Here is a 20,920-nt window from a genome sequence, read left to right as displayed (position 1 = left end):
CCCCGCCTGACGCCGGGTCGCCCACCGAACCACTGCGACACTGGCGTCATGGATCACCCCCGCACCGACGCCTACCTCCGCCGCATCGGCGCCGACCGCCCCTCGGCGCCGACCGCGGACGCGTTGCGCACGCTGCATCTGGCGCATCTGCTCGCCGTGCCGTTCGAGAACCTCTCCGTGCACCTGGGCGAGGAGATCGTCCTCGACGCGGACGCGCTGGTCGCGAAGCTGGTGGACCGCGGCCGCGGGGGCTTCTGCTACGAGCTCAACGGCGCGTTCGGCGCCCTGCTCGCCGCCCTCGGCTTTGAGGTGACTCCGCTACAGGCGCGGGTCGTGGGCAAGGACGGCCGGCTCGGCATCCCGTACGACCACATGGCGCTGCGCGTGCGCACGGCCGAGGGGACGACGTGGCTCACGGACGTCGGGTTCGGCACGCACACGCACTATCCGCTGGCCTTCGACGAACGGGGCGAACAGCCGGACCCGGGCGGGGTGTTCCGGATCGAGGACACCGACACCGACGGTGATGCCGACACCGACGCCGACGCGGCTTCGGTAGAGGGCGCCGCCGAGGGTGACCTCCTCGTACTGCGCGACGGCGAACCCCAGTATCTGCTCGAGCAACGCCCGCGTATGCTGCGGGACTTCGAGGCGGGCGCCTGGTACCACCGCACCTCACCCGCCTCCCACTTCACACAGTCCCTGGTCTGTTCGCGACTCACCGAGGACGGCCGGATCACCCTCAGCGGTCATACGCTCACGGCCACCGTCGACGGCCGCCGCACCGTCACCGAGCTCCCCACCGACGCCTCCGTCCTCGAGGCCTACGACCAGCACTTCGGCATCGTCCTCGATCACGTACCGCCGGAGCCGAATCCGACGGAGGGCTGACGCCCGACGCCGCCCGCTGGTTATGCTCGGCCGAAGCGTTCAGCAAAACGCTCAAACGAACAGCGGTACCAGCGGTACACGAGGGGGCCATCAGCATGCGCGAACCGGTCGATCTCAGGCGGCAGCGGATCCTTGCCGCCGTGCAGGCGCGCGGCGCGACGCGGGTCAGCGATCTGGCCACAGAACTCGCGGTGTCGGTGGTGACGCTCCGCCGCGACGTGGAGGAGCTCGCGCGCGCGGGCAAGCTGCGCCGCGGGCACGGCGTCGCCCGCCCGATCCTGCCGGAGCAGGACGAGGGACACGACCAGCGGCAGGAGCAGCGCGAAGCCCGGGCACCGGCCCCGGGCGCCGACCTGGACGGCGGCCCCATCGCCGTCGTCGTCCCCGAGCGGCACGCGTACCTGTACGAGATGCTGCACGGCGCCCGCACCGCGTTCGAGGAGGCCGGGGTCCGGATCGCCCTGCACATCGCCCCCGCCGCCCCCGGAGCCGAACAGCCCCTCGTGGAGCGGGCGTTGGCGGACGGGGCCCGCGGGCTCCTCATCGCCCCGCGCTGGCGCAGCCTCGCCACCGAGGAGGCCGACTACGCCTGGCTCGCGCGCGTGGACGTGCCCACGGTGGTGATGGAGCGCCGGCCGCGCAGGGGCAGCGCGGTGCACTCTGTGGACACCGTGTGCACCGACCACTGGTACGGCGTGCACCTCGCCGTCGAGCACCTCACGGGCCTCGGTCACCGGCGCATCGTGCTCGCGGCGCGCGACGACAGCCCGACGGCGCGCGCGGTGCGTGCCGCGTTCGCCGAGATCGCGGCGGACCATCCGCAGGTGGACAAGTGGGCGGTCGCCCTCAGCTCCCCCCGCGCGGTTCCCGAGCCGGAGGCGGAGGAATCCGAGAAGCAGCTCGAACTGCCGCCTCTGCTGGACGAGTTGGGGGCCACGGGTGTCCTGCTGCACGGCGACGTCGACGCGCTGATGCTCGTCCAGTCGCTGCGGGACGCGGGGGTGCGTGTCCCGGAGGACTGCTCCGCGATCGCGTACGACGACGTGGTCGCCGGGCTCGGCAGCACTCCGCTGACGGCCGTGTCCCCGCCGAAGGCGGAGGTCGGGCGGGCGGCGGCCGAGCTGCTGCTGCACCGCCTGGGCCGGGGCGCGGGAGCCGGTCCCGCGCACCGGGTCGAGCTGCTGCCGACGCTCAAGGTGCGCGGTTCCACCCGTTCCGCCGCGTATCGCGACCCGCTTCCCTCAACCCCCGCCACACACTGAGCGTTTGACCGTTTCATTTTCTTCTGATCGATCTATTGACCGCATCTCGTGAACCGATCAGGATTCCCGTGACTCGAACACGCAGGAGCCGCGGGAGGCGCCCATGCCTGGTCGACAGAGCCGTCGATCGGTGCTCGCCGCGATCACCGCGCTGCCCCTGACGGGCGCCCTTGGCGCCTGCAGCGGGAACGACAGCGCGGCGTCGGCAAGCTCTAGCTCAAGCAGGACAGGTAAGACCACCATCACCTTCTGGTCCGCCCTTCGCGGCAGCCAGGAGGTGGTGGACAAGTTCAATCAGACGCACGACCACATCCAGGTCGACTACCAGCAGGTCCCGTCCGGTACGCAGGGCGGCTATCTGAAGCTCAGTAACGCGGCGCGCGCGGGCAACGCCCCCGATGTCGCCACCATCGAGTACCCCCAGCTGCCGGGCTTCGCCATCGATGGCGTCACGCGCGACATCACCGAGCTGATCAGCGACAAACTGCGCCGCAAGCTGCTTCCGCAGGCGCTCGGCCTGACCACGTTCCAGGGGCACACCTTCAGCGTGCCGCTGGACATCGAGCCGATGGTGATGCACTACCGCAAGGACCTCTTCGACAAGTACGGCTTCGAAGTCCCCACCACCTGGGACGAGTTCGCGGAGCTCGCGCGGAAGGTGCGGCGTACGGGCGGCGGCCGCAAGGTCACACTGTTCCCCACCGACGGGATGACGCAGTTCGCCGCCTGGGCGTGCCAGGCGGGCGCCCAGTGGTTCGACACCTCGCACGGCGCGTGGAACGTCTCCATGGCGGACGCCCCGACCCGGAAGGTCGCCGCGTACTGGCAGCGCCTCATCGACGAGGGACTCGTCTACACCAACGCCTCCAGCGCCCGCATCGCCGATGCGCAGATCGGCACGGGCCTGGTCCTGACCCGGCTCAGCGGAGCCTGGGACGCGGGCGCGCAGATGAACGCGCACCCGGAGCAGAAGGGCCAGTGGCGCATCGCGCCGCTCCCCCAGTGGACACCGGACAAGCCGTCCCTCGGTACGCATGGCGGCTCCACGTTCGCCGTGACGAAGAACAGCAAGAAGCCCGAGGCTGCCATGGAGTTCATCGAGTGGCAGGTGTCGCACCCCGACGCCCTCAAGGCTCGGCTGTCCAGCGGCGCGAGCAGCCAGTACCCGGCCGTCAGCGATCTGATCCCGGTCGGCAGCAAGGCGTTCGACAAGGCGTACTACGGCGGGCAGGACATCTACCGGCTCTTCGAGGAAGAGGCGCACAAGATCCGCGATGGCTGGGTCTGGGGTCCGCGCATGACCGCGACCGGCTATGTCATGCAGGACGCCTTCGCCCGCGCGGGCGCCGGTTCCGGCACCCTCCTGTCCGCCGCGCGCGCAGCGCAGGACGGCACGATGCCCGATCTGAAGGCGCTCGGCCTCAAGACCACCACCCGTTCCACGTGAACGCCCGCACCCCGAAAGGCAGGTGACCCATGACCGCGACAACCCATGCCCCCACGGCCGCGCCCGCCCCACAGGAGGCGGGTGGCCACTCCGCGCGCAAGGCACAGCGGGCGGCCAAGCGCCGCCGCGGCGGTGCGGCCGGCGTCCTGATGGCGCCGTTCTTCGTCCTGCTCACGCTGGTCTTCCTGATCCCGGTCGGCACAGCGGTGTGGCTGAGCTTCTTCAGCGACGACCAGCCGGGCCTCGGCTTCGGCCCCGAACGCACCGTCTTCGTGGGCCTGCGCTCGTACGCCGCCGTGATCACCGACCCGACGTTCCTGTCCGGGCTCGGCACGGTCGCGCTGTACTGCGTGATCTACATCCCGCTGATGGTGATCGGCTCTCTCACGCTGGCGCTGCTGCTCGACTCCGGCGTCGTACGGCTGCGGTCCTGGGCCCAGTTGGGCCTGTTCCTGCCGCACGCGGTGCCCGGCATCATCGCGGCCCTGATCTGGCTGTACCTCTACACGCCGGGCATCAGCCCGGTCGTCGAGGCGCTCGGCAAGGCGGACATCCAGGTCGACTTCCTCGGTCTGCACACCACGCTGCCGTCGATCGTGAACATCGCCCTGTGGTCGAACCTCGGCTACAACATGGTCATCTTCTACGCGGCCCTGCAGGCGGTCCCCCGCGAGGTCCTGGAGGCGTCCGTCGTCGACGGCGCGGGGCCGGTGCGCACCGCGCTGCAGGTGAAGACGCCGCTTGTGCGCTCCTCTGTGGTCATGGTCGCGATGTTCACGCTGATCTGGGCGCTGCAACTGTTCACCGAGCCCATGCTGCTGCACCAGTCGTCGCAGATGGTGGACACCCGGTTCTCGCCGAGCATGTACATCTACGACGCGGCCTTCAGCCGCAACAACTACTCCCTCGCGGCCGCCGCGTCGGTGATCCTGCTGATCATCACCATCGCCGTCTCCTTCGGGGTCACCCGCTGGACCAACCGCGTCAACTCGGCCGAGGAGGAAGCCCGATGAGCGCCACCGACTCCACCCTCCTTCGCCCCCGGATGCTGGGGCGCGCGACGGTCAACGTCGTCGTCGCGATCTCCGTTCTGTACACGCTGCTTCCGGTCCTGTGGCTGGTCCTCGCCTCGACCAAGTCCCGCGACGCCCTGTTCAGCAGCAGCATCCTGTCGTTCAGCGACTTCTCCCTCGTGCAGAACCTCAAGGACCTGTTCGCGATGGACGGCGGCCTGTACAGCCGCTGGTACGGCAACAGCCTGCTGTACGCGGTCCTGGGCGCGGCCATCGGCGCGCTGATCAGCGTCGCCTGCGGCTACGCCTTCGACAAGTACCACTTCCGGCACAAGGAGAAGCTGTTCGGCCTGGTGCTCGCGGCGGTCATGGTGCCGCAGACGGTGCTCGCGCTGCCGCTGTATCTGATCGCGTCGGCGACCGGCATCGTGAACACCTTCTGGTCCGTGTTCATCCCGGTCCTGTTCAACCCGTTCGGCGTGTACCTCGGCCGCATCTTCGCCCAGGGGTACGTGCCGAACGAGGTCCTGGAGGCCGCGCGCGTCGACGGCGCGAGCGAACTCGCGACGTACTTCAAGGTCGCGCTGCGGATGCTGGGCCCCGGCCTGGTCACGGTCTTCCTCTTCCAGCTCACCACGATCTGGAACAACTTCTTCCTGCCGATGGTGATGCTGTCGAACCAGGATCTGTATCCCGTCAGCCTCGGCCTGTTCCAATGGAACAGCCAGGCGACCGTCTCGCCCGAGTACTACCCGGTGGTGATCATGGGCTCGCTCCTCGCGGTCCTCCCTCTCGTCCTCGCGTTCGTCTTCCTTCAGCGCTTCTGGCGCTCCGGCCTCACGGCGGGGGCGGTCAAGTGAGCAAGCCCCGCGTGGCGCTGGCCATGTCCCCCCAGGCCGCGGCGGCCGTCTTCACGCCGCGGTCCATGGCCGCGCTCACGGAGGTCTGCGACCTCGCACCGCTCCCCGTACTCGACGACCTCACGTCCGCCCGGGCGAAGGAGGTGCTCGCCGACGTCGAGGTGCTCGTCACCGGCTGGGGCTGCCCGCCGCTCGACGCCGACGTACTGGCGGCGGCGCCCGCCCTCAAGGCCGTGGTGCACTCGGCCGGTTCGGTGCGCGGGCACGTCACCGAGGCCTGCTGGGAGCGCGGCATCGCGGTGTCCTCTGCGGCCGCGGCCAACGCGCTGCCGGTCGCCGAGTACACCCTCGCGATGATCCTTCTGCACGGCAAGCACGTCCTGGAACGGGCCCGCGACTTCCACCGTGAGCGCGAGCGCGGCGACTGGCTGCTCACCTCCCACGAAGTGGGCAACTACCGCCGCACGGTGGGCATCCTGTCCGCCTCGCTCATCGGCCGCCGGGTGATCGAACTGCTGCGCCCCTTCGAATTCGAGGTGCTGCTGCACGACCCGTACGTCTCCGAGGAGGACGCGGCCGAGCTCGGCGTGGAGCACGTTGGTCTGCCCGAACTGTTCACGCGCAGCGACCTGTTGAGCGTCCACACGCCGCTGCTGCCCACCACGACTGGCCTGGTCAGCAGGGAGCTGCTGAGTTCGATGCGGCCGGACGCCACGCTCATCAACACCGCGCGCGGCGCCGTCGTCGACCAGGACGCCCTCACCGACGTGGTCCGCGCGGGCCGCATCCGGGCGGTCCTCGACGTCACGGACCCGGAGGTGCTGCCCGCGGACCACCCGCTGTGGGACTGCCCGAACGCACTGATCACCCCCCATCTGGCCGGCTCCCAGGGCAACGAGTGGCAGCGCCTCGCCGACACCGCGGTCGGCGAACTGACCCGCTGGTCCACGGGCGACGGCTTCGCCCATCCCGTACGACGCGAAAGGCTGGCATACCTCGCATGAACTGCACCCCGTTCGATCTCCCCGCCGAGGACCGGGAGTTGAGCCCGCACACCGGCTTCACCCGGGCGCACTGGGAAGCCGTCGCCGACGGGCTGCTCGGGGCGGCCTGGCGGTGGGCGACGCCCGAGGGCGCACTGCTCGATCTGCCGGGCCGGCCCTCCGGGTCCGGCGTCCGCTCGGACGGGCTCGAGGGCTATGCCCGTACGTTCCTGGCGGCCGGCTTCCGGGTCGCGGGCGCGCAGGGCAAGGACCCGCACGGCTGGCTCGACCGGTACGCGAGCGGCCTCGCGGCGGGCACCCGGACGCCGGGGCGCGACGACGCCGAGTCCTGGCCGCTGATCCTCGACCACCACGTCCAGGGCCAGCCGATGGTGGAGTCCGCCTCGGTGGCGCTCGGCCTGTCGCTGACCCGGCCGTGGCTGTGGGACCGGCTCGACAGTGACGTGCAGGACCGTGCGGAGAAGTGGCTGCGCGGCGCCATCACGCACACGCCCGCGCCGAACAACTGGTACCTCTTCCCGTTCATGGTGGCCTCGTTCCTGGAGTCCGTCGGCCGCTCCGACGCGGCGACGACGCGCGCCATCCAGCGGGCGCTCGACCTGCTGGAGACCTGGTACGAGGGCGACGGCTGGTACCGCGACGGCGACGGGCGGGCCTTCGACCACTACAACGGGTGGGCGCTGCACCTGTACCCGATGCTGCACGCGCATCTGACGGGCGACTCCGCCCTGTCGGAGCGGGTGGGTCCGCGCCTGCGCGAGCACCTCGAGGGCTTCTCGCTGCTCTTCGGCGGCGACGGGGCGCCGATCCACTTCGGGCGTTCGCTCACCTACCGGTTCGCGGCGTCGGCGGCCGTCAGTATCGGCGCGGTCACCGGGCACACGCCGCTGTCCCCGGGCGCGTCACGCCGTCTGATCAGCGCGAACCTGCGCTACTTCCTGGACCGTGGCGGCGTTACGGACGAGGGTCTGCTCAGCCTCGGCTGGCACGGCCCGCACGACGCGACGCTGCAGCACTACTCGGGCCCCGCGTCCCCGTACTGGGCGTCGAAGGGCTTCGTCGCGCTGCTGGCGGGCGAGGACGATCCGTTGTGGACGGCGCCCGAGGAGGCGGCGCCGAGCGAAGGCCCCGACCGGGTGCTCTCGCTGCCCGCGCCGGGCCTCCTGGTGCAGTCCACGCAGGCGGACGGGATCGTACGCCTTCACAACCACGGCAGTGACCACGTCCGCCCGTTCGAGGGCGAGAACGCTGCCGATGCCGACGCCCTCTACAGCCACCAGGCCTACTCCACGCACACCGGGCCCACGTCCCCGGCCAACCCGGCGGACAACCATCTGTCGGTCGAGTGCGACGGCATCGGAAGCGCCCGGCGCCGCATCCATCCGCTGGGGGCGGGCCAGGGCGACGGCTGGGGCTGGGCGGCGTCCTGGCACCGGCCGGTGTTCACGTCGGGTCCGCCGATGGTGCCGGGGCTGCGCGTGGAGAGCGTGACCGTGGCGCGCGGCGCGTACGAGTTGCGGGTGCACCGGGTGATCGGTGCCCCGCACGGGGCGCGGGTGACGCTCACCGGCTGGGCCACGGACGCGTTGCACTCGGAGCTGGTCGGCCTGCGCGGCTGGGAGCTGCGGGACGAGGTGCGCGCGCCGCAGGGCACGGCGTACGAGCCGTGGGTGCGGGTGCCTCGCCTCGCGGCGGATGTAGAAGGGACGGCGGTGTTCGTGGCGCTGGCCTCACTCGGCGCGCGGTCGCCGCAGCAGCCGCTCGCGGACGCCGTGTCCGATGTCGCGCTCCTGGACGGGGAGTTGAGGGTGCGCTGGAGCGACGGCGCGCGCACCGTCGTCGGGTTCGAGCCGCTGCACGTTCAGCACGGCTGAGCGGGGTCGTTCGGCGGCCCGCACGGGCGGGCCGCCGTCATCGCCTCACGTCCCCTTCGCGGTGGGCACCGGGGCGGGAGCGCCTGTGACGGCACGGCCCGGCGCTCCGTCGGAGGGGACGACCAGGGCGACCGCTGTAGCCACCAAGGCAACCGCACCCGCCATGGCGAAGGCCATCTGGTAACCATGCAGGGACGGGACGTCGGCGCCGCCAAGACGGGTCGTGTGGTGGACGAGCACGGCGGCGACGGCGGCGCTGGAGACGGCCTGCCCGATGGTGCGCATGAGGACGTTGACGCCGTTCGCGGAGGCCGTCGCGGCGGCCGGGACCGCGCGCAGGATCAGGGTGGGCAGCGCCGAGTACGCGAGGGTGGTGCCGGTGGAGACGACGGCGGCGCCGACCAGGATCACCCACAGGTCGGTGCTGTCGACGATGCGGATCGCGTAGCCGAGGGCGAGCACCACGCCGCCGATGGCGAGCGTGATCCGGGCGCCGCGCGCGGCGGAGATACGGGCCGAGACCGGCGAGAACAGCAGCATGATGACGCCGCTGGGCAGCATGCACAGGCCGGTGGCGACGATGGACAGGCCGAGCCCGTAGCCGGTGGCGACGGGGGCCTGCACGAGCTGTGCGGTGACGAGCGAGTTGGCGTAGAAGGCGAAGCCGGTGAGCAGCGCCGCGAGGTGCGGAAGGCCGACCCGGCGGCCGACGGCCAGACGCAGGTCCACCAGGGGCCCCTCGGTGCGCAGTTGCTGCCATGCCCACAGGCCGAGGATCACGACGGCGCCCGCGAACAGACCGAGCACCACGGGGCTCCCCCAGCCCCACTGGCCGCCCTGCGAGACGCCGAGCAGCAGGCAGACGAGGCCCGCGGCGAGCCCCAGCGTGCCGAGCGCGTCGAAGCGGCCCGGGGAGCGGACCGGTGACTCGCGCACCGCCCACCAGGCGAGGCCGAGGCCGAGCGCGCCGAGGGCGCTGGTCGCCCAGAACATCACGTGCCAGTTGGCGTACTGCACGATGAGCGCGGCCAGCGGCAGGCCCAGCCCCGCGCCGATTCCGACCGTCGAGCTCATCAGGGCGACGGCGGATCCGGTGCGGTGCGGCGGGAGTTCGTCACGCAGGATGCTGATGGACAGCGGCACGACGGCGGCCGCGGCGCCCTGCAACGCGCGGGCGGCGATGAGCAGATGGATGTCGGAGGTCAGGGCGCACAGCACCGACCCGGCGGTCATCAGGGCGAGCGCGCCGAGCAGCACGCGTCGCTTGCCGTACATGTCGCCGGCCCGACCGAGGACCGGGGTGAGGACGGCCCCGGCGAGCAGGGTCGCGGTGACCATCCAGGACACGGCGGCGGGCGAGGCGCCGGTCAGCCGTGGCAGGTCGGGCAGGAGCGGGACGACAACGGTCTGCATGACCGCCATGAGGATGCCGCCGAAGGCGAGCACGGGCACGGCGAGCCGCTCGCGCAGGGGCGTCGCCGATATCGGGGCAGGACTCATGTGTCTCCGGTTCACCAGTTCGGTGAATCATTATTTACCGAACCCCACGCCCTGTCTGCACCCCTCGACGCGACCCTCTGTGCAGAGGCCATCGAACCGGTCGATACTGCCACTCATGACCTCTTCCACCCCGGCCGCCGATTCCGGCCCTGCGCGTTTCGGTCTCGTCGGCACCGGCTCCTGGGCCGGGCGGACGTACGCCCCCACACTCGAGGCCCACAAGGCCGTCGACCTCGTCGGGATCTGGGGGCGCAGGACACAGGCGGCGGCCGAGCTCGCGGCAGGGCACGGCACGACGGCGTACGACGACGTGGACGCCCTGTTCGCGGCGAGCGACGTCGTGGCGTTCGCGGTGCCGCCGGACGTCCAGGCCCCGCTCGCCGCGCGGGCCGCCGCGGCGGGCTGCCACCTGCTCCTCGACAAGCCGCTTGCCACCCGGCCCGACGCGGCCCGCGCGGTCGTCGAGGCGGCCGACACCGCGGGCGTCGCGACGACCGTCTTCTGCACGCTGCGGCACTCTCCGCTCACGGCGGCCTGGGTCGCCGAACAGGGCGGGGTGGAGGACTGGTTCACGGGCCGCGCCGACTGGTACGGCGCGCTGTACACGCCCGGCGACGATGCGCACGTGCGGGCCACGACGCCGTGGCGGGCGGACAAGGGTGCCCTGTGGGACGTCGGTCCGCACGCCCTGTCGATGCTGCTGCCGGTCCTGGGCGACGTGCGGACGGTGGCGGCGCACGGCGGCCCCGGCGACACCGTGCATCTCGTGCTCCGGCACGCGGGCGGCGCCACCAGCACGGCGACGCTCACCCTGACCGCTCCCCCGGCGGCGACCGGCATCGCGGTCGAACTGCGCGGCACTCAGGGCGTGTCGGCGATGCCGACGGGCACCGGCACGGCCCAGGAGGCGCTGGCCGCCGCCGTCGACGCACTGCTGGAGGCGGCGCACGGCGGCACGGCCCACCCGTGCGACGCCCGGTTCGGCCTGCGGCTCACGGAGACCCTCGCGGCGGCCGAACGCTCCCTGGCGTCGGGCCGGGCGGAACCGGTCCCCGACCACTAGGGTCTGTCGTTTGGATCAGGCCGACGAGGCAGCGCCCGGGCCCCCTTTACGCTGGTGGTCATGCCGCTCGAGATCAGCGCCACCAACCCCGAGCACCCGGTGCTCCTGCTCGCCCTGCCCTGGCACATCCCGCTGGAGGATTGGCCCGAGGAGTACCTGGTACCGCTTCCGCGCGGCATCTCGCGGCACGTGGTGCGTTACGCGCGCGCCGGGGACGAGGTCGTCGCCGTGAAGGAGCTGGCCCGGCGCCCGGCGCTGAACGAGTACGAACTGCTGCGCACGCTCGACCGGTTGGCGATCCCCGCGGTGGATCCGCTCGCCGTGGTCACGGGCCGCGAGCAGCCCGACGGTTCCCCGCTGGAGCCCGTGCTCATCACGCGGCACCTGGGCGGTTCACTGCCGTACCGCTCGATGTTCGAGACGACGCTGCGGCCGACGACCGTGCACCGGCTGATGGACGCGCTCGCCGTGCTCCTGGTGCGTCTGCATCTCAGCGGCTTCGCCTGGGGCGACTGCTCGTTGTCCAACACCCTCTTCCGCCGGGACGCGGGCGCGTACGCCGCCTACCTGGTGGACGCCGAGACCGGCGAGCTGCACCCGCAGTTGAGCGACGGGCAGCGGGAGTACGACATCGATCTGGCACGGGTGAACATCGCGGGCGAGATGCTCGACCTGGAGGCGTCGGGCGCGCTGCACCCGTCGATCGACCCGATCGCGTTCGGTACGGAGATCGTGCAGCGGTACACGGACCTGTGGTCCGAGCTGACCCGTACGTCGGTGTATCCGGCCGGCAAGCACCACTACATGGAGCGCCGCATCCGCCGCCTCAACGATCTGGGCTTCGACGTGGCCGAGATGCAGATCTCCCGCTCGCCGCACGGCGACACCGTCACGTTCGTGCCGAAGGTCGTCGACGCGGGCCACCATCAGCGTCAACTCCTGCGCCTGACCGGCATGGACGCCGAGGAGAACCAGGCGCGTCGGCTCCTTGGCGACCTGGAGAGCTGGATGGCGACGCAGGAGGACGCGGCGGACGCCCGCCCCGAGGTTCTCGCCCACCGCTGGGTCCGTGACGTGTTCCGCCCCACGGTCCGCGCCGTCCGCGACCGGGTGTCCACGCCGATGGACCCGGCCGAGCTGTACCACCAAGTCCTGGAGCACCGCTGGTACTTGTCCGAGCGCGCCCAGCACGACATCGGCCTCGACGCGGCGGCCGACGACTACGTACGGAATGTGCACAAGTCCGGGCGATGACGGGGTCCGGGACCGGGCGCGGCCGGTGCCGTGGCCGCTACGTGATGGCGAGTGACGGCACCGACCGCAGCCAGTGACCTCCACCGACCGCCCGGACGAGTGTGGGCGTTCGCGTCTCGCAACGCATTTTCCGGCCACATGGATCGCAATTGGTGGCCCGGCCCCACTCGCACTTGCCTGAACGGTCGCAGAGGCTTGTGGGTTACCCGCAGCGGGAAATTTCAGCCATTTTCGAGTGGCCCGGCACAGGTGCCGCAACGCCGCGCCCACATGCGCACGAGCGAGGAAACCAGCAGGTGGGAAACCCAACTCAACCCATCATGACGCACCGTCTGATCGTTTTCTTCGGGCAATGTTTATTACCAAAGACCATGGGACTATTTAGACTGCTCACGCTCAACTCGGCGTGAACAACGAGGGATTACCCACCATGAACAAGACGGCGCTTCGCGCCCTGCTCCGTGAACGGCGCGCCCTCATAGCCCCGGAATCCCATGGCTTCGCCCGGCCCACTGGCCAGGGCCGCCGCGCTCCCGGCCTCTCTCAGCACCAGGTCGACCAGTTGCTGCACCGGACAATCGGTACGTACCACCGACTGGAGTCGGGGACATACCCCAACGCCCCCGCGGAACTACTGCGCGATGTGGCGCGGCTGTTCGGGCTCAACGAGCAGGAGTGGATCCTGCTGTGCCGGTACGCACTGCTACAGGATCCACCAGGGCCGTTGAACCTCACCGCAGGCAAGGAAGTTCCCGGTGTCTGGCAGGAAGCGGTCGACAGCATCTCGCACATGGCCTACGTGACGGACGCGTCGTGGGATCTCCTGGCGTGCAACAGATCGTTCAGCGAACTGTTCCCCGACGCGCAGGTACCGGCGAACACCATGCGATGGATGCTGCTGGATCCGACGGCACGGACAGCCCTGACGGACTGGGCCACGGCATGGGCGCCGCTCGTCATGCCTCAATTGCGTGCAGCACTCGCCTCCCGGCCCGACGACGACACGCTGCTCCAGATCGAGAAGGAGATCCTCGCGGACCCCGAGGCAGCACCCATCTACGAGGCGGGCGGCGCGTCCGTCCACCCCGACGGCGACGAACGCCCCCTCCTCCACGCGAAATACGGGCCGGGGTGGGTCACCACCTGCGCCGCCCAACCACTTACCGCGCCGGGCACCCGCCTCATCATCCTCGTCTTCCACCCCGGCTCACGTCGGGCCCATCTACGCGCTCCGTACCTGCGCGCCGGCTGAAAGAGGTGGCGGGGACCGTATTCACGGTGTGAAGTACGTTGAGCGGCACCCCCCACGCCCGACCTCAGCCAAGTGGGAGTCACCCTCGTGCCCGCCTACATCTCACGCCCCCGGACCTCCTTCGGTGCCCACAAGATCAGCACCGACGAGATCGCCGACGACATACGCTCCCACCACCACGATCACCCACGGCTCAACGCCATCCTGCGCGTCATCGGCAACTGCGGGGTCCGCACACGCTACTTCGCCCGACCACTCGACTCACCGACGGTGTCGGGCGTCTCGGACGTCGGCGAGCGGGCACGCACCACCTTCGACGACGCGCTCGATCTGGCCGAACAAGCGGCGGGGGCCGCGCTCGCAGAGGGGGGCCTCGGCCCAGGGGACATCGACGCCATCATCACCACCCATTCGACCGGGTGGGCCGTTCCCAATCTGGACATCCAGCTGATGAACCGGCTGCGGCTCCGTCCGACGACCCGTCGCACCGCCCTCACCACCCTGGCGTGTGCCGGCGGGACCCAGGCCCTGATCCGCGCCACCGACCACGTGGCAGCACGCCCCTCCGACACCGTGCTCGTCGTCGCCGCGGAAGCCATATCCGGCGTCTACCAGCACAGCGACACGACCATCCAGTCAATGATCTATAAGGCGCTCTTCGGGGATTCGGCCGCCGCGGCGATCGTCACGGCACAACCGCTGGGGCCCGGCATGGCCATCGAGGACAGCTTCGAGTACGTACTCCCGGACAGTGTCGACCGATACAGCGGCCGAGTCGCCCCGGACGGATTCCACTTCGACTCCACCAGAGAGGCACTGACGGCTGCCGACGACGTGCTGCCGGCGCTCGTGGCCTGGCTGGACACCCGCCGCACCGACTTCCCAGTGGTCCACCCCGGCAGCACGCGCATCATCACCGATACAGCAGCGGCGCTGGGCCTCTCCGCCGACGCGGCGCGGCATTCCACGGACACACTGGCCGACGAAGGAAACCTTGGCGCGCCCAGCGTCCTCCGCGTCCTCGAGCGCACCCACCAGGAACCGCCAGCCGCCGGCACCCGCGGAACGATGGTCGCGTACGGGCCCGGCTTCACGACCGCCGCGCTGCACGGGCACTGGCACGCCTGACGCGGCGGGCCGCGGCCTCCCCGCACAAATGTCCCACCGGGACATCTGTCCCATTGGGACATCAAGGTGTACCGTCGAAGACATGAACGCGAACGAGGCCACCAGCTCCGGGCCCGCCGGCGACCGCCGGCAGGCCAAGGCCCGCCGGACGCGCGAGGCGCTCGCGGAGGCCGCGGTCGAGCTGGTGCTCGAGCGCGGGCTCGGCGACGTGACCGTCGAGGCGATAGCCGACCGCGCTGACGTCACCCGCCGCACCTTCAGCCGGCACTTCGCCGGCAAGGAGGACGCGGCCCTCGACTTCACCCGCGCCGACGGCGCGGGGATCAACGCGGCGCTGCGCGCCCGCCCCGCCGGCGAGCCACCACTGCTCGCCTACCGGGGCGCGGTCGCGGACTATCTCACCGACCGGCAGACACCCGGCTGGCACCACCGTCCGCGGCTGCGCGAGCTGTACGCCGTCGTGGACGCGGAGCCCGCCCTGTTCGCCGCGTACGAGCGCATCCGGGTCGACGCCCAGGACGAGTCCGTACGCATCATCGCCGACCGGCTCGGCACCGACCCGGCCCGGGACCCGCGTCCCGAGGTCGTCGTCGGGGCCGCCGCCGGAGTGCTGACCGCCGCGCTGCGCACCTGGGCGCGCGGCGCGGGCACGGACGCCGAAGACCTCGCCGATCTGGTGGCGCGGGCCTACGACGCCCTCATCGAGGAGGCCGCCGAAGCGGCGGCCCCCGACGTCGCTACCAGAAAGTGAATCGCACCATGAGCACCACCCCCACCACCGGCAACGTGACCGAGTACGCCGCCGAGTTCGCCGGGAAGACCGCCCTCGTCACCGGCTCCGCCTCCGGCATCGGCCTGGCCACCGCCCGCCGCCTGGGCCGCGGCGGCGCCAATGTCGTCATCGCGGACTACAACGAGAAGGGCGCACAGGAGGCCGCCGAGACGCTGAAGGCGGAGGGCCTGAAGGCCGCCGCGGTCGCCCTCGACGTGACCGACCCGGCCTCCGTCGAGGCGGCCGTGCAGTTCTCCGTCGACACGTTCGGCGGGCTCGACCTGGCCGTGAACAACGCCGGCATCGGCGGCGCGAGCGCGCCCACGGGCGAGTACGACATCGACGTGTACAACCGCGTGGTGCGCACGAACCTCGACGGCGTCTTCTACTCGATGCGTTACGAACTCCCCGCCATGCAGGCCGCGGGCAACGGCGGCGCCATCGTGAACGTCGCCTCGATCCTCGGCTCGGTCGGCTTCGCCGGCTCCCCCGCGTACGTCGCCGCGAAGCACGGCGTGGTCGGCCTGACGAAGACGGCCGCGGCCGAGTACGCCGCGCAGGGCATCCGCGTCAACGCGGTAGGCCCGGGCTTCATCGAGACCCCGCTCCTCAAGGAGATGAACAAGGCCGCCTACGACGGTCTGGTCTCACTGCACCCTGCGGGCCGCCTGGGCACGTCCGAGGAGGTCGCCGAGCTGATCGTGTTCCTGCTCTCGGACCGCGCCTCGTTCATCGCGGGCAGCTACCACCTCGTGGATGGCGCATACACGGCGGTCTGACCCGCCACGCCGCATACGCCACTTGTGTCACACCTTCACTCATGGAACGGTCTGCGAGGGGTACGGGCAGGAGACCCGGACCGTCCCGAGGTGGAGGGTGCAGCGAACGCGATGGCAGGGCAGGCACGCGAGTCGTACTTCGACAACGTCAAATTTCTGACGATCGTCCTCGTGGCCTGCGGGCACGCGTGGGAGCCGCTGACCTACGGCTCCCGCGCGGTGACGGCGATATACCTCGCGGTCTACGCCTTCCACATGCCGGCGTTCGCACTGGTGTCGGGCTACTTTTCGCGCAGTTTCGACATGGCGCCGCACCGCCTGCGGCGCCTGGTGACCGGGGTCGTCGTGCCGTACCTCGTCTTCGAGGTGGCGTACACGCTGTTCTACCGGTGGGCGCAGGACGATCCGGGATATCCGATCAGCCTGCTGGACCCCTGGTATCTGATGTGGTTCCTGGTGGCCCTGTTCGTCTGGCGGCTGTCGACGCCTCTGTGGCTGCAGTTGCGTCACCCCGTGGCCGTGTCGCTGGCCGTGGGCACGGCCGTGTCGATGTGGCCGGGCGCGGGCGGCGACCTGGCGCTCCAACGGGTGCTGCAGTTCCTGCCGTTCTTCGTGGCGGGCCTGGTGCTGCGGCCCGAGCACTTCGCGCGGCTGCGGACGTGGGGCGTGCGATGGGTGGCACTGGGGGTCTCGGGCGCGGCCCTGGTCGCCGCGTACTGGGTGGCGCCATGGTTCGACGCGGGCTGGTTCTTCCACCGGGGCGCCGTCCAGGGGCGGGGCGTGCCCGGGTGGGCGGGCCTGTTCGCGACGCCCGCCCTGTTCGTGCTCGCACTTGCGCTGACCGCGTGCTTCCTGGCGTGGGTGCCGGGCCGCAGGCTGTGGTTCACGGCCCTGGGCACGGGGACGATCTACGCGTATCTGCTGCACGGCTTCGTCATCAAGTCCTCCCGGTTCTGGGACTGGTACGACCACCCGTGGCTGCACAGCCCGCTCGGCGAGCTGGCCGTGACGGCGGCGGCGGTCGCACTCATCACCGTGCTGTGCACGGAACCGGTGCGGCGGGTGTTCCGTTACGTCGTCGAGCCCCGGATGGACTGGGCGTTCCGGCGGCCGACAGAGCAACGGTCCCTGCCCGAACAGGTGAGGGCCCGCGAGAAGGTCACCTCCGGCGGCGGCTGACGGTCTGGGCAGAGGCGAGCAGGTGATGCATGCGCTCGGTGAGCGAACCCAGGTCGTCGGCGGGCCGGTGGAAGGCGAGCCGCACGTCGGCCTGGCCGCGCAACCGCTCCAGACGCAGCGTCAGGCCGTGCCGGTCGACGGCGAGCGGCTGTACCCGGACGACGCCGTGCAGGCTGTCGGGGGCGATGAGCCGGGTGAGCTGTTCGACGGCCTCGGGGTGGGCGTCGGCGAGATGGGTGAGCAGGCGGGGCTCGGCGAGCGCGAGCGGGTCGGGCGCGGCGGCGGCGAGTTCGTCGAGGTCGATGCCGGTGCGCCCCGCGCGGGTCTGCAGGACCGCCCGTTCGGGCCGCAGCACCAACTCCTCACCGTCCGGGATCAGCTCGCCCGACAGCCACACTCGCGCGCGCACCCGGTCGCGTACGGGGACGGGCGCCGCGTCGGCGAACTCCATGAGCGTGGTGGGCCGTCCGTGCGGTGAGCAGAGCACGGCGGCGGCCAGCACGCTGTCGGGCGGCGGCGTGATGCGCACCGTGCCGTCGTCGTCGACGCGGTGCGCGCCGACGAGGTCGTCCTGCCCCACATCGGTGGTGACGCCGCAGGTCCATGCGGCGGTGAGCACGGAGCGTGCGTGGGCCGCCGTGCTGGGCACGGCGGCAGCGATCTGTCGGACACCCATCCCGAACCTCCATTAGGTAAGCCTTGCCTAACTTAACCGAGATGATCGACGGCGGTCCACCCCACCCTCCTTCCGTCTTCCTGTGTCGCCCGCCGTCCGTATCGGCGGCCGCGGACCCCGACCGCTTCTGAGTACGGCCCTCCCCCGCGGGCGCCATCGAACAACGCCAACTCCACGCGAACGGGGGGTGAATATGCCAACCGCCCACGCGGCGCGACGCAGGGCGGCATCATGCCGACATGGACGGTAGTACTGCGCTCCTACGGGAGCTCTTCACGCCGGATGAGTACGCCGCGGTACGCAGTCATGCGGACCATCTGGGCGTGACCCTGGTCGAGTACGTACGCTCCTCAGCCGCCGAACGGGCCCTGGAGCGGCTCCAATTGACGCGGGCCCTGGAATCCCGTGCACCGCATCTGGGCAAGTTGCCGATACCGCAGGTGGAGCGCTCCCACTGCGCCGATGGGGCCTCCTCGCCCGCCATCGACCGGTTCCTCGACACGCTGGCCCACCCGCACCCCACGGAAAGCGGCTGACACGGCCTGAACCGGCCGGTGCGGGGCACTCGGTGCACAGGAGCAAGGGTGACGCCGCGGTACGGCGGGAAGGGGGACCGTCACCGAGGCACGACCCGTGCACAATCCAGCACGAGAGGAAGTGGTCGTCATGCGTGCGTCGAGGGACGCCGACCGGCGTGCCGCGCGCGTGGAATTCCTGATGCCGCAGGGATCCGGCGCCGCCCGTTGGGCCCGGCGGATGACCCGGAGGTTTCTCGCCGGGCGTACGGGCGAGGGGGTGACGGACGCCGAGCTGGTGGTCTCGGAGCTGGTCGCCAACGCCACCGAGGCACAGGGCAGCAGCTGCCGGATGAGCCTGCGTCTGCAGGCGGGCGAGCTGACCGTGGCCGTGCACGACGACGCGCCCGGGGTCCCCCGCGTGGCGCCCGAGTCGCGGACCGCCGAGTCGGGCCGGGGCATCGCCCTGGTCCAGGCGCTCGCCCGCCGCTGGAGCGTGCGGACCGATCCGAGGGGCGGCAAGACGGTGCGGGCGGTGCTGACACCCTGCTGACCGGCGGTGCCGACACCCTGCCGAACTGAACCACGTCCCGGCCGGGGCGACGGTCACGCCGCCCCGGCCGGGACCTGGGATCAGTGCCCGCGCGCGATCCACTCGTCGAGGTTCGGCGCCTCCGCGCCGATCGTCGTGCCGTCACCGTGTCCGGTACGTACGACGGTCTCGGCCGGCAGCGTGAGCAGCCGGTCCTTGATCGACTCCACGATGGTCGGGAAGTCGCTGAAGGTCCGCCCGGTGGCGCCGGGACCGCCCTGGAAGAGGGTGTCCCCGGTGAACACGGTGCCGAGCGCGGGAGCGTACAGGCTGACCGCGCCGTGGCAGTGCCCCGGCGTGTGCAGCACGGTCAACTCCACGCCCGCGACGGCGATCCGCTGCCCGTCGGCCAGCTCCCCGTCCGGCGCGCGGTCCGGGTGCGTGCGCTTCCACAGTTCGGTGTCGGCCGGGTGCAGCAGGATCGGCGCGCCGGTACGCGCGGCGAGCGCGGGCGCGGCGTCGATGTGGTCGTCGTGGGCGTGCGTGCACACGATCGCGACGAGCCGCCGCTCGCCGACGGCCTCGGCGATCGCGTCGGCGTCGTGGGCGGCGTCGATGACGATCGCCTCACGGTCGTCCCCGACGATCCACACATTGTTGTCGACGTCCCACGTGCCCCCGTCGAGGGAGAACGTGCCGGAGGTGACGAGGTGGTCGATTCGCGCGGCGGTGGGGGTGGAGTCGGTCATCAGAACACCACCACCGAACGCAGCACGTCACCGTGGTGCATCCGCTCGAACGCCTTCTCCACATCGTCCAGCGCGATCGTCTCGGTGACGAACGCGTCGAGGTCGAGGCGTCCCTGCAGATACAGGTCGATGAGCATCGGGAAGTCCCGCGAGGGCAGGCAGTCCCCGTACCAGGACGACTTGAGCGCGCCGCCGCGCCCGAACACGTCGAGCAGCGGCAGCTCCAGCTTCATCTCCGGCGTCGGCACGCCGACGAGGACGACCGTGCCCGCCAGGTCGCGCGCGTAGAAGGCCTGCTCGTACGTCTCCGGGCGGCCGACCGCCTCGATGACGACGTCGGCTCCGAACCCGCCGGTCAGCTGGCGCACGGCCTCGATCGGGTCCGTGGAGCGGGAGTTGACGGTGTGGGTGGCGCCCAGCTCACGCGCGGTGGCAAGCTTCGCGTCGTCGATGTCGACGGCGATGATCTTCGCGGCGCCGGCGAGCCGGGCGCCGACGACGGAGGCATTGCCCACGCCACCGCAGCCGATCACGGCGACGGAGTCGCCGCGGCCCACGTTGCCCGTGTTGATCGCGGCACCGAGCCCCGCCATCACGCCGCAGCCCAGCAGGCCCGCGGCTGCCGGGGAGGCGGCCGGGTCCACCTTGGTGCACTGACCGGCGGCCACGAGGGTCTTCTCGGCGAAGGCCCCGATGCCCAGCGCGGGCGACAGCTCGGTGCCGTCCGCCAGGGTCATCTTCTGCTTCGCGTTGTGGGTGTTGAAGCAGTACTGGGCGCGCCCACGCCGACAGGCACGACACTGCCCGCACACCGCACGCCAGTTGAGAATCACGAAGTCACCGGGGGCGACCTCGCTCACCCCGTCACCCACTGACTCGACGACACCCGCCGCCTCGTGACCGAGCAGGAACGGGAATTCGTCGTTGATCCCGCCCTCCCGGTAGTGCAGATCGGTGTGGCAGACCCCGCACGCCTGGATCTTCACGACGGCCTCGCCCGGACCCGGGTCCGGCACCGTGATCGTCGCGATCTCCACGGGGGCACCCTTGGCCCGCGCGATCACGCCCTGCACCTGCTGTGCCATGACGGTCAGCCCTCTTTCTGAATCGCGGTAACTTCACGCTTTGTTACCCGCCCATCCTCGCTCACCGGTCAAGCGGAGAACAGCA

At 71.2% G+C, this 20,920-nt stretch carries 20 protein-coding genes; 16 read left to right on the top strand and 4 right to left on the bottom strand.

The features are described from left to right. Positions 1–48 precede the first annotated feature (48 nt). From OG746_RS25480 to OG746_RS25450, 7 genes are all read left to right on the top strand, one after another. Positions 49–891 (top strand): arylamine N-acetyltransferase family protein, encoded by an 843-nt coding sequence (locus OG746_RS25480; RefSeq protein WP_266718235.1) that lies wholly within the window; start codon positions 49–51, stop codon positions 889–891. A 95-nt stretch (positions 892–986) separates the two neighbouring features. Beyond that, entirely contained in the window at positions 987–2,153 is a 1,167-nt protein-coding gene (locus OG746_RS25475) for a substrate-binding domain-containing protein (RefSeq protein ID WP_266718234.1), read from the top strand. Positions 2,154–2,256: 103 nt separating this feature from the next. After that, complete coding sequence (locus OG746_RS25470; RefSeq protein ID WP_266718233.1) at positions 2,257–3,600, top strand: ABC transporter substrate-binding protein; 1,344 nt, start codon at positions 2,257–2,259, stop codon at positions 3,598–3,600. A 29-nt stretch (positions 3,601–3,629) separates the two neighbouring features. Then, entirely contained in the window at positions 3,630–4,613 is a 984-nt protein-coding gene (locus OG746_RS25465) for a carbohydrate ABC transporter permease (RefSeq protein WP_266718231.1), read from the top strand. Then, on the top strand, positions 4,610–5,473 hold the full coding sequence (locus OG746_RS25460) for a carbohydrate ABC transporter permease (protein ID WP_266718229.1): 864 nt from the start codon (positions 4,610–4,612) through the stop codon (positions 5,471–5,473). Before OG746_RS25465 ends, OG746_RS25460 begins: the two co-directional genes overlap by 4 nt. Positions 5,474–5,496: 23 nt before the next feature. Then, positions 5,497–6,477 (top strand): hydroxyacid dehydrogenase, encoded by a 981-nt coding sequence (locus tag OG746_RS25455; protein WP_266719192.1) that lies wholly within the window; start codon positions 5,497–5,499, stop codon positions 6,475–6,477. Then, positions 6,474–8,351 (top strand): DUF2264 domain-containing protein, encoded by a 1,878-nt coding sequence (locus OG746_RS25450; RefSeq protein ID WP_266718227.1) that lies wholly within the window; start codon positions 6,474–6,476, stop codon positions 8,349–8,351. The genes OG746_RS25455 and OG746_RS25450 overlap by 4 nt, the downstream gene beginning before the upstream one ends. A 45-nt stretch (positions 8,352–8,396) precedes the next feature. Here the strand turns inward: OG746_RS25450 and OG746_RS25445 are convergent, their stop codons facing one another. After that, the gene (locus OG746_RS25445) at positions 8,397–9,851 is read right to left on the bottom strand and encodes an MFS transporter (protein ID WP_266718225.1); all 1,455 of its coding nucleotides are present in this window, start codon (positions 9,849–9,851) and stop codon (positions 8,397–8,399) included. Positions 9,852–9,966: 115 nt separating this feature from the next. On the opposite strand from OG746_RS25445, the gene OG746_RS25440 reads away from it, so the two are divergent. From OG746_RS25440 to OG746_RS25410, 7 genes are all read left to right on the top strand, one after another. Next, the gene (locus tag OG746_RS25440; protein ID WP_266718224.1) at positions 9,967–10,914 is read left to right on the top strand and encodes a Gfo/Idh/MocA family protein; all 948 of its coding nucleotides are present in this window, start codon (positions 9,967–9,969) and stop codon (positions 10,912–10,914) included. Between the two features lie 60 nt (positions 10,915–10,974). Beyond that, positions 10,975–12,168: a DUF4032 domain-containing protein gene (locus OG746_RS25435; protein ID WP_266718222.1), complete on the top strand. Its 1,194-nt coding sequence runs from the start codon at positions 10,975–10,977 to the stop codon at positions 12,166–12,168. Positions 12,169–12,598: 430 nt separating this feature from the next. After that, positions 12,599–13,420, top strand: coding sequence for an MmyB family transcriptional regulator (locus tag OG746_RS25430; protein WP_266718220.1), 822 nt, complete (start codon positions 12,599–12,601; stop codon positions 13,418–13,420). 87 nt (positions 13,421–13,507) lie between these two features. Continuing rightward, entirely contained in the window at positions 13,508–14,548 is a 1,041-nt protein-coding gene (locus OG746_RS25425) for a beta-ketoacyl-[acyl-carrier-protein] synthase family protein (protein WP_266718218.1), read from the top strand. Between the two features lie 82 nt (positions 14,549–14,630). Continuing rightward, entirely contained in the window at positions 14,631–15,299 is a 669-nt protein-coding gene (locus OG746_RS25420) for a TetR/AcrR family transcriptional regulator (RefSeq protein WP_266718216.1), read from the top strand. A gap of 8 nt (positions 15,300–15,307) precedes the next feature. After that, a complete protein-coding gene (locus OG746_RS25415) occupies positions 15,308–16,099 on the top strand; it encodes an SDR family NAD(P)-dependent oxidoreductase (protein ID WP_266718214.1) in 792 nt (263 codons plus the stop codon). Between the two features lie 111 nt (positions 16,100–16,210). Then, positions 16,211–17,278, top strand: a complete 1,068-nt coding sequence (locus OG746_RS25410) for an acyltransferase family protein (protein WP_266718212.1) — start codon at positions 16,211–16,213, stop codon at positions 17,276–17,278. On the opposite strand, the gene OG746_RS25405 is transcribed toward OG746_RS25410, so the two are convergent. Further along, positions 17,259–17,954 carry a DUF2470 domain-containing protein gene (locus OG746_RS25405; RefSeq protein ID WP_266718210.1) on the bottom strand — a complete coding sequence of 232 codons (696 nt, stop codon included), beginning with the start codon at positions 17,952–17,954 and terminating at the stop codon, positions 17,259–17,261. The two genes, OG746_RS25410 and OG746_RS25405, sit on opposite strands and share 20 nt — an antisense overlap. A 239-nt stretch (positions 17,955–18,193) precedes the next feature. Between OG746_RS25405 and OG746_RS25400 the strand changes: the two genes are divergently transcribed. Together OG746_RS25400 and OG746_RS25395 are read left to right on the top strand one after the other, a co-directional pair. Then, positions 18,194–18,490: a hypothetical protein gene (locus OG746_RS25400; protein ID WP_266718208.1), complete on the top strand. Its 297-nt coding sequence runs from the start codon at positions 18,194–18,196 to the stop codon at positions 18,488–18,490. Positions 18,491–18,620: 130 nt separating this feature from the next. Further along, positions 18,621–19,022: an ATP-binding protein gene (locus tag OG746_RS25395; protein WP_266718206.1), complete on the top strand. Its 402-nt coding sequence runs from the start codon at positions 18,621–18,623 to the stop codon at positions 19,020–19,022. An 80-nt stretch (positions 19,023–19,102) separates the two neighbouring features. Here OG746_RS25395 and OG746_RS25390 read toward each other — a convergent pair whose 3' ends face one another. After that, complete coding sequence (locus OG746_RS25390) at positions 19,103–19,750, bottom strand: MBL fold metallo-hydrolase (protein ID WP_266718204.1); 648 nt, start codon at positions 19,748–19,750, stop codon at positions 19,103–19,105. Beyond that, a complete protein-coding gene (locus tag OG746_RS25385; RefSeq protein ID WP_266718202.1) occupies positions 19,750–20,835 on the bottom strand; it encodes an S-(hydroxymethyl)mycothiol dehydrogenase in 1,086 nt (361 codons plus the stop codon). The genes OG746_RS25390 and OG746_RS25385 overlap by 1 nt, the downstream gene beginning before the upstream one ends. Positions 20,836–20,920: the final 85 nt, after the last annotated feature.

It is taken from the genome of Streptomyces sp. NBC_01016, from assembly GCF_026341035.1.
Taxonomy (GTDB): Bacteria; Actinomycetota; Actinomycetes; order Streptomycetales; family Streptomycetaceae; genus Streptomyces.
Note: the sequence above shows the minus strand (reverse complement) of the source record. Positions and strands in the feature narration are given on the sequence as shown.

Bases quoted from the DNA above. Each gene is read 5' to 3' on its own strand.
- OG746_RS25470 (WP_266718233.1), top strand. From the start codon at position 2,257: ATGCCTGGTCGACAGAGCCGTCGATCGGTGCTCGCCGCGATCACCGCG.
- OG746_RS25475 (WP_266718234.1), top strand. From the start codon at position 987: ATGCGCGAACCGGTCGATCTCAGGCGGCAGCGGATCCTTGCCGCCGTG.
- OG746_RS25445 (WP_266718225.1), bottom strand. From the start codon at position 9,851: ATGAGTCCTGCCCCGATATCGGCGACGCCCCTGCGCGAGCGGCTCGCC.
- OG746_RS25405 (WP_266718210.1), bottom strand. From the start codon at position 17,954: ATGGGTGTCCGACAGATCGCTGCCGCCGTGCCCAGCACGGCGGCCCAC.
- OG746_RS25465 (WP_266718231.1), top strand. From the start codon at position 3,630: ATGACCGCGACAACCCATGCCCCCACGGCCGCGCCCGCCCCACAGGAG.
- OG746_RS25480 (WP_266718235.1), top strand. From the start codon at position 49: ATGGATCACCCCCGCACCGACGCCTACCTCCGCCGCATCGGCGCCGAC.
- OG746_RS25415 (WP_266718214.1), top strand. From the start codon at position 15,308: ATGAGCACCACCCCCACCACCGGCAACGTGACCGAGTACGCCGCCGAG.
- OG746_RS25410 (WP_266718212.1), top strand. From the start codon at position 16,211: ATGGCAGGGCAGGCACGCGAGTCGTACTTCGACAACGTCAAATTTCTG.
- OG746_RS25385 (WP_266718202.1), bottom strand. From the start codon at position 20,835: ATGGCACAGCAGGTGCAGGGCGTGATCGCGCGGGCCAAGGGTGCCCCC.
- OG746_RS25430 (WP_266718220.1), top strand. From the start codon at position 12,599: ATGAACAAGACGGCGCTTCGCGCCCTGCTCCGTGAACGGCGCGCCCTC.
- OG746_RS25420 (WP_266718216.1), top strand. From the start codon at position 14,631: ATGAACGCGAACGAGGCCACCAGCTCCGGGCCCGCCGGCGACCGCCGG.
- OG746_RS25395 (WP_266718206.1), top strand. From the start codon at position 18,621: ATGCGTGCGTCGAGGGACGCCGACCGGCGTGCCGCGCGCGTGGAATTC.
- OG746_RS25455 (WP_266719192.1), top strand. From the start codon at position 5,497: ATGTCCCCCCAGGCCGCGGCGGCCGTCTTCACGCCGCGGTCCATGGCC.
- OG746_RS25460 (WP_266718229.1), top strand. From the start codon at position 4,610: ATGAGCGCCACCGACTCCACCCTCCTTCGCCCCCGGATGCTGGGGCGC.
- OG746_RS25435 (WP_266718222.1), top strand. From the start codon at position 10,975: ATGCCGCTCGAGATCAGCGCCACCAACCCCGAGCACCCGGTGCTCCTG.
- OG746_RS25440 (WP_266718224.1), top strand. From the start codon at position 9,967: ATGACCTCTTCCACCCCGGCCGCCGATTCCGGCCCTGCGCGTTTCGGT.
- OG746_RS25390 (WP_266718204.1), bottom strand. From the start codon at position 19,750: ATGACCGACTCCACCCCCACCGCCGCGCGAATCGACCACCTCGTCACC.
- OG746_RS25400 (WP_266718208.1), top strand. From the start codon at position 18,194: ATGGACGGTAGTACTGCGCTCCTACGGGAGCTCTTCACGCCGGATGAG.
- OG746_RS25450 (WP_266718227.1), top strand. From the start codon at position 6,474: ATGAACTGCACCCCGTTCGATCTCCCCGCCGAGGACCGGGAGTTGAGC.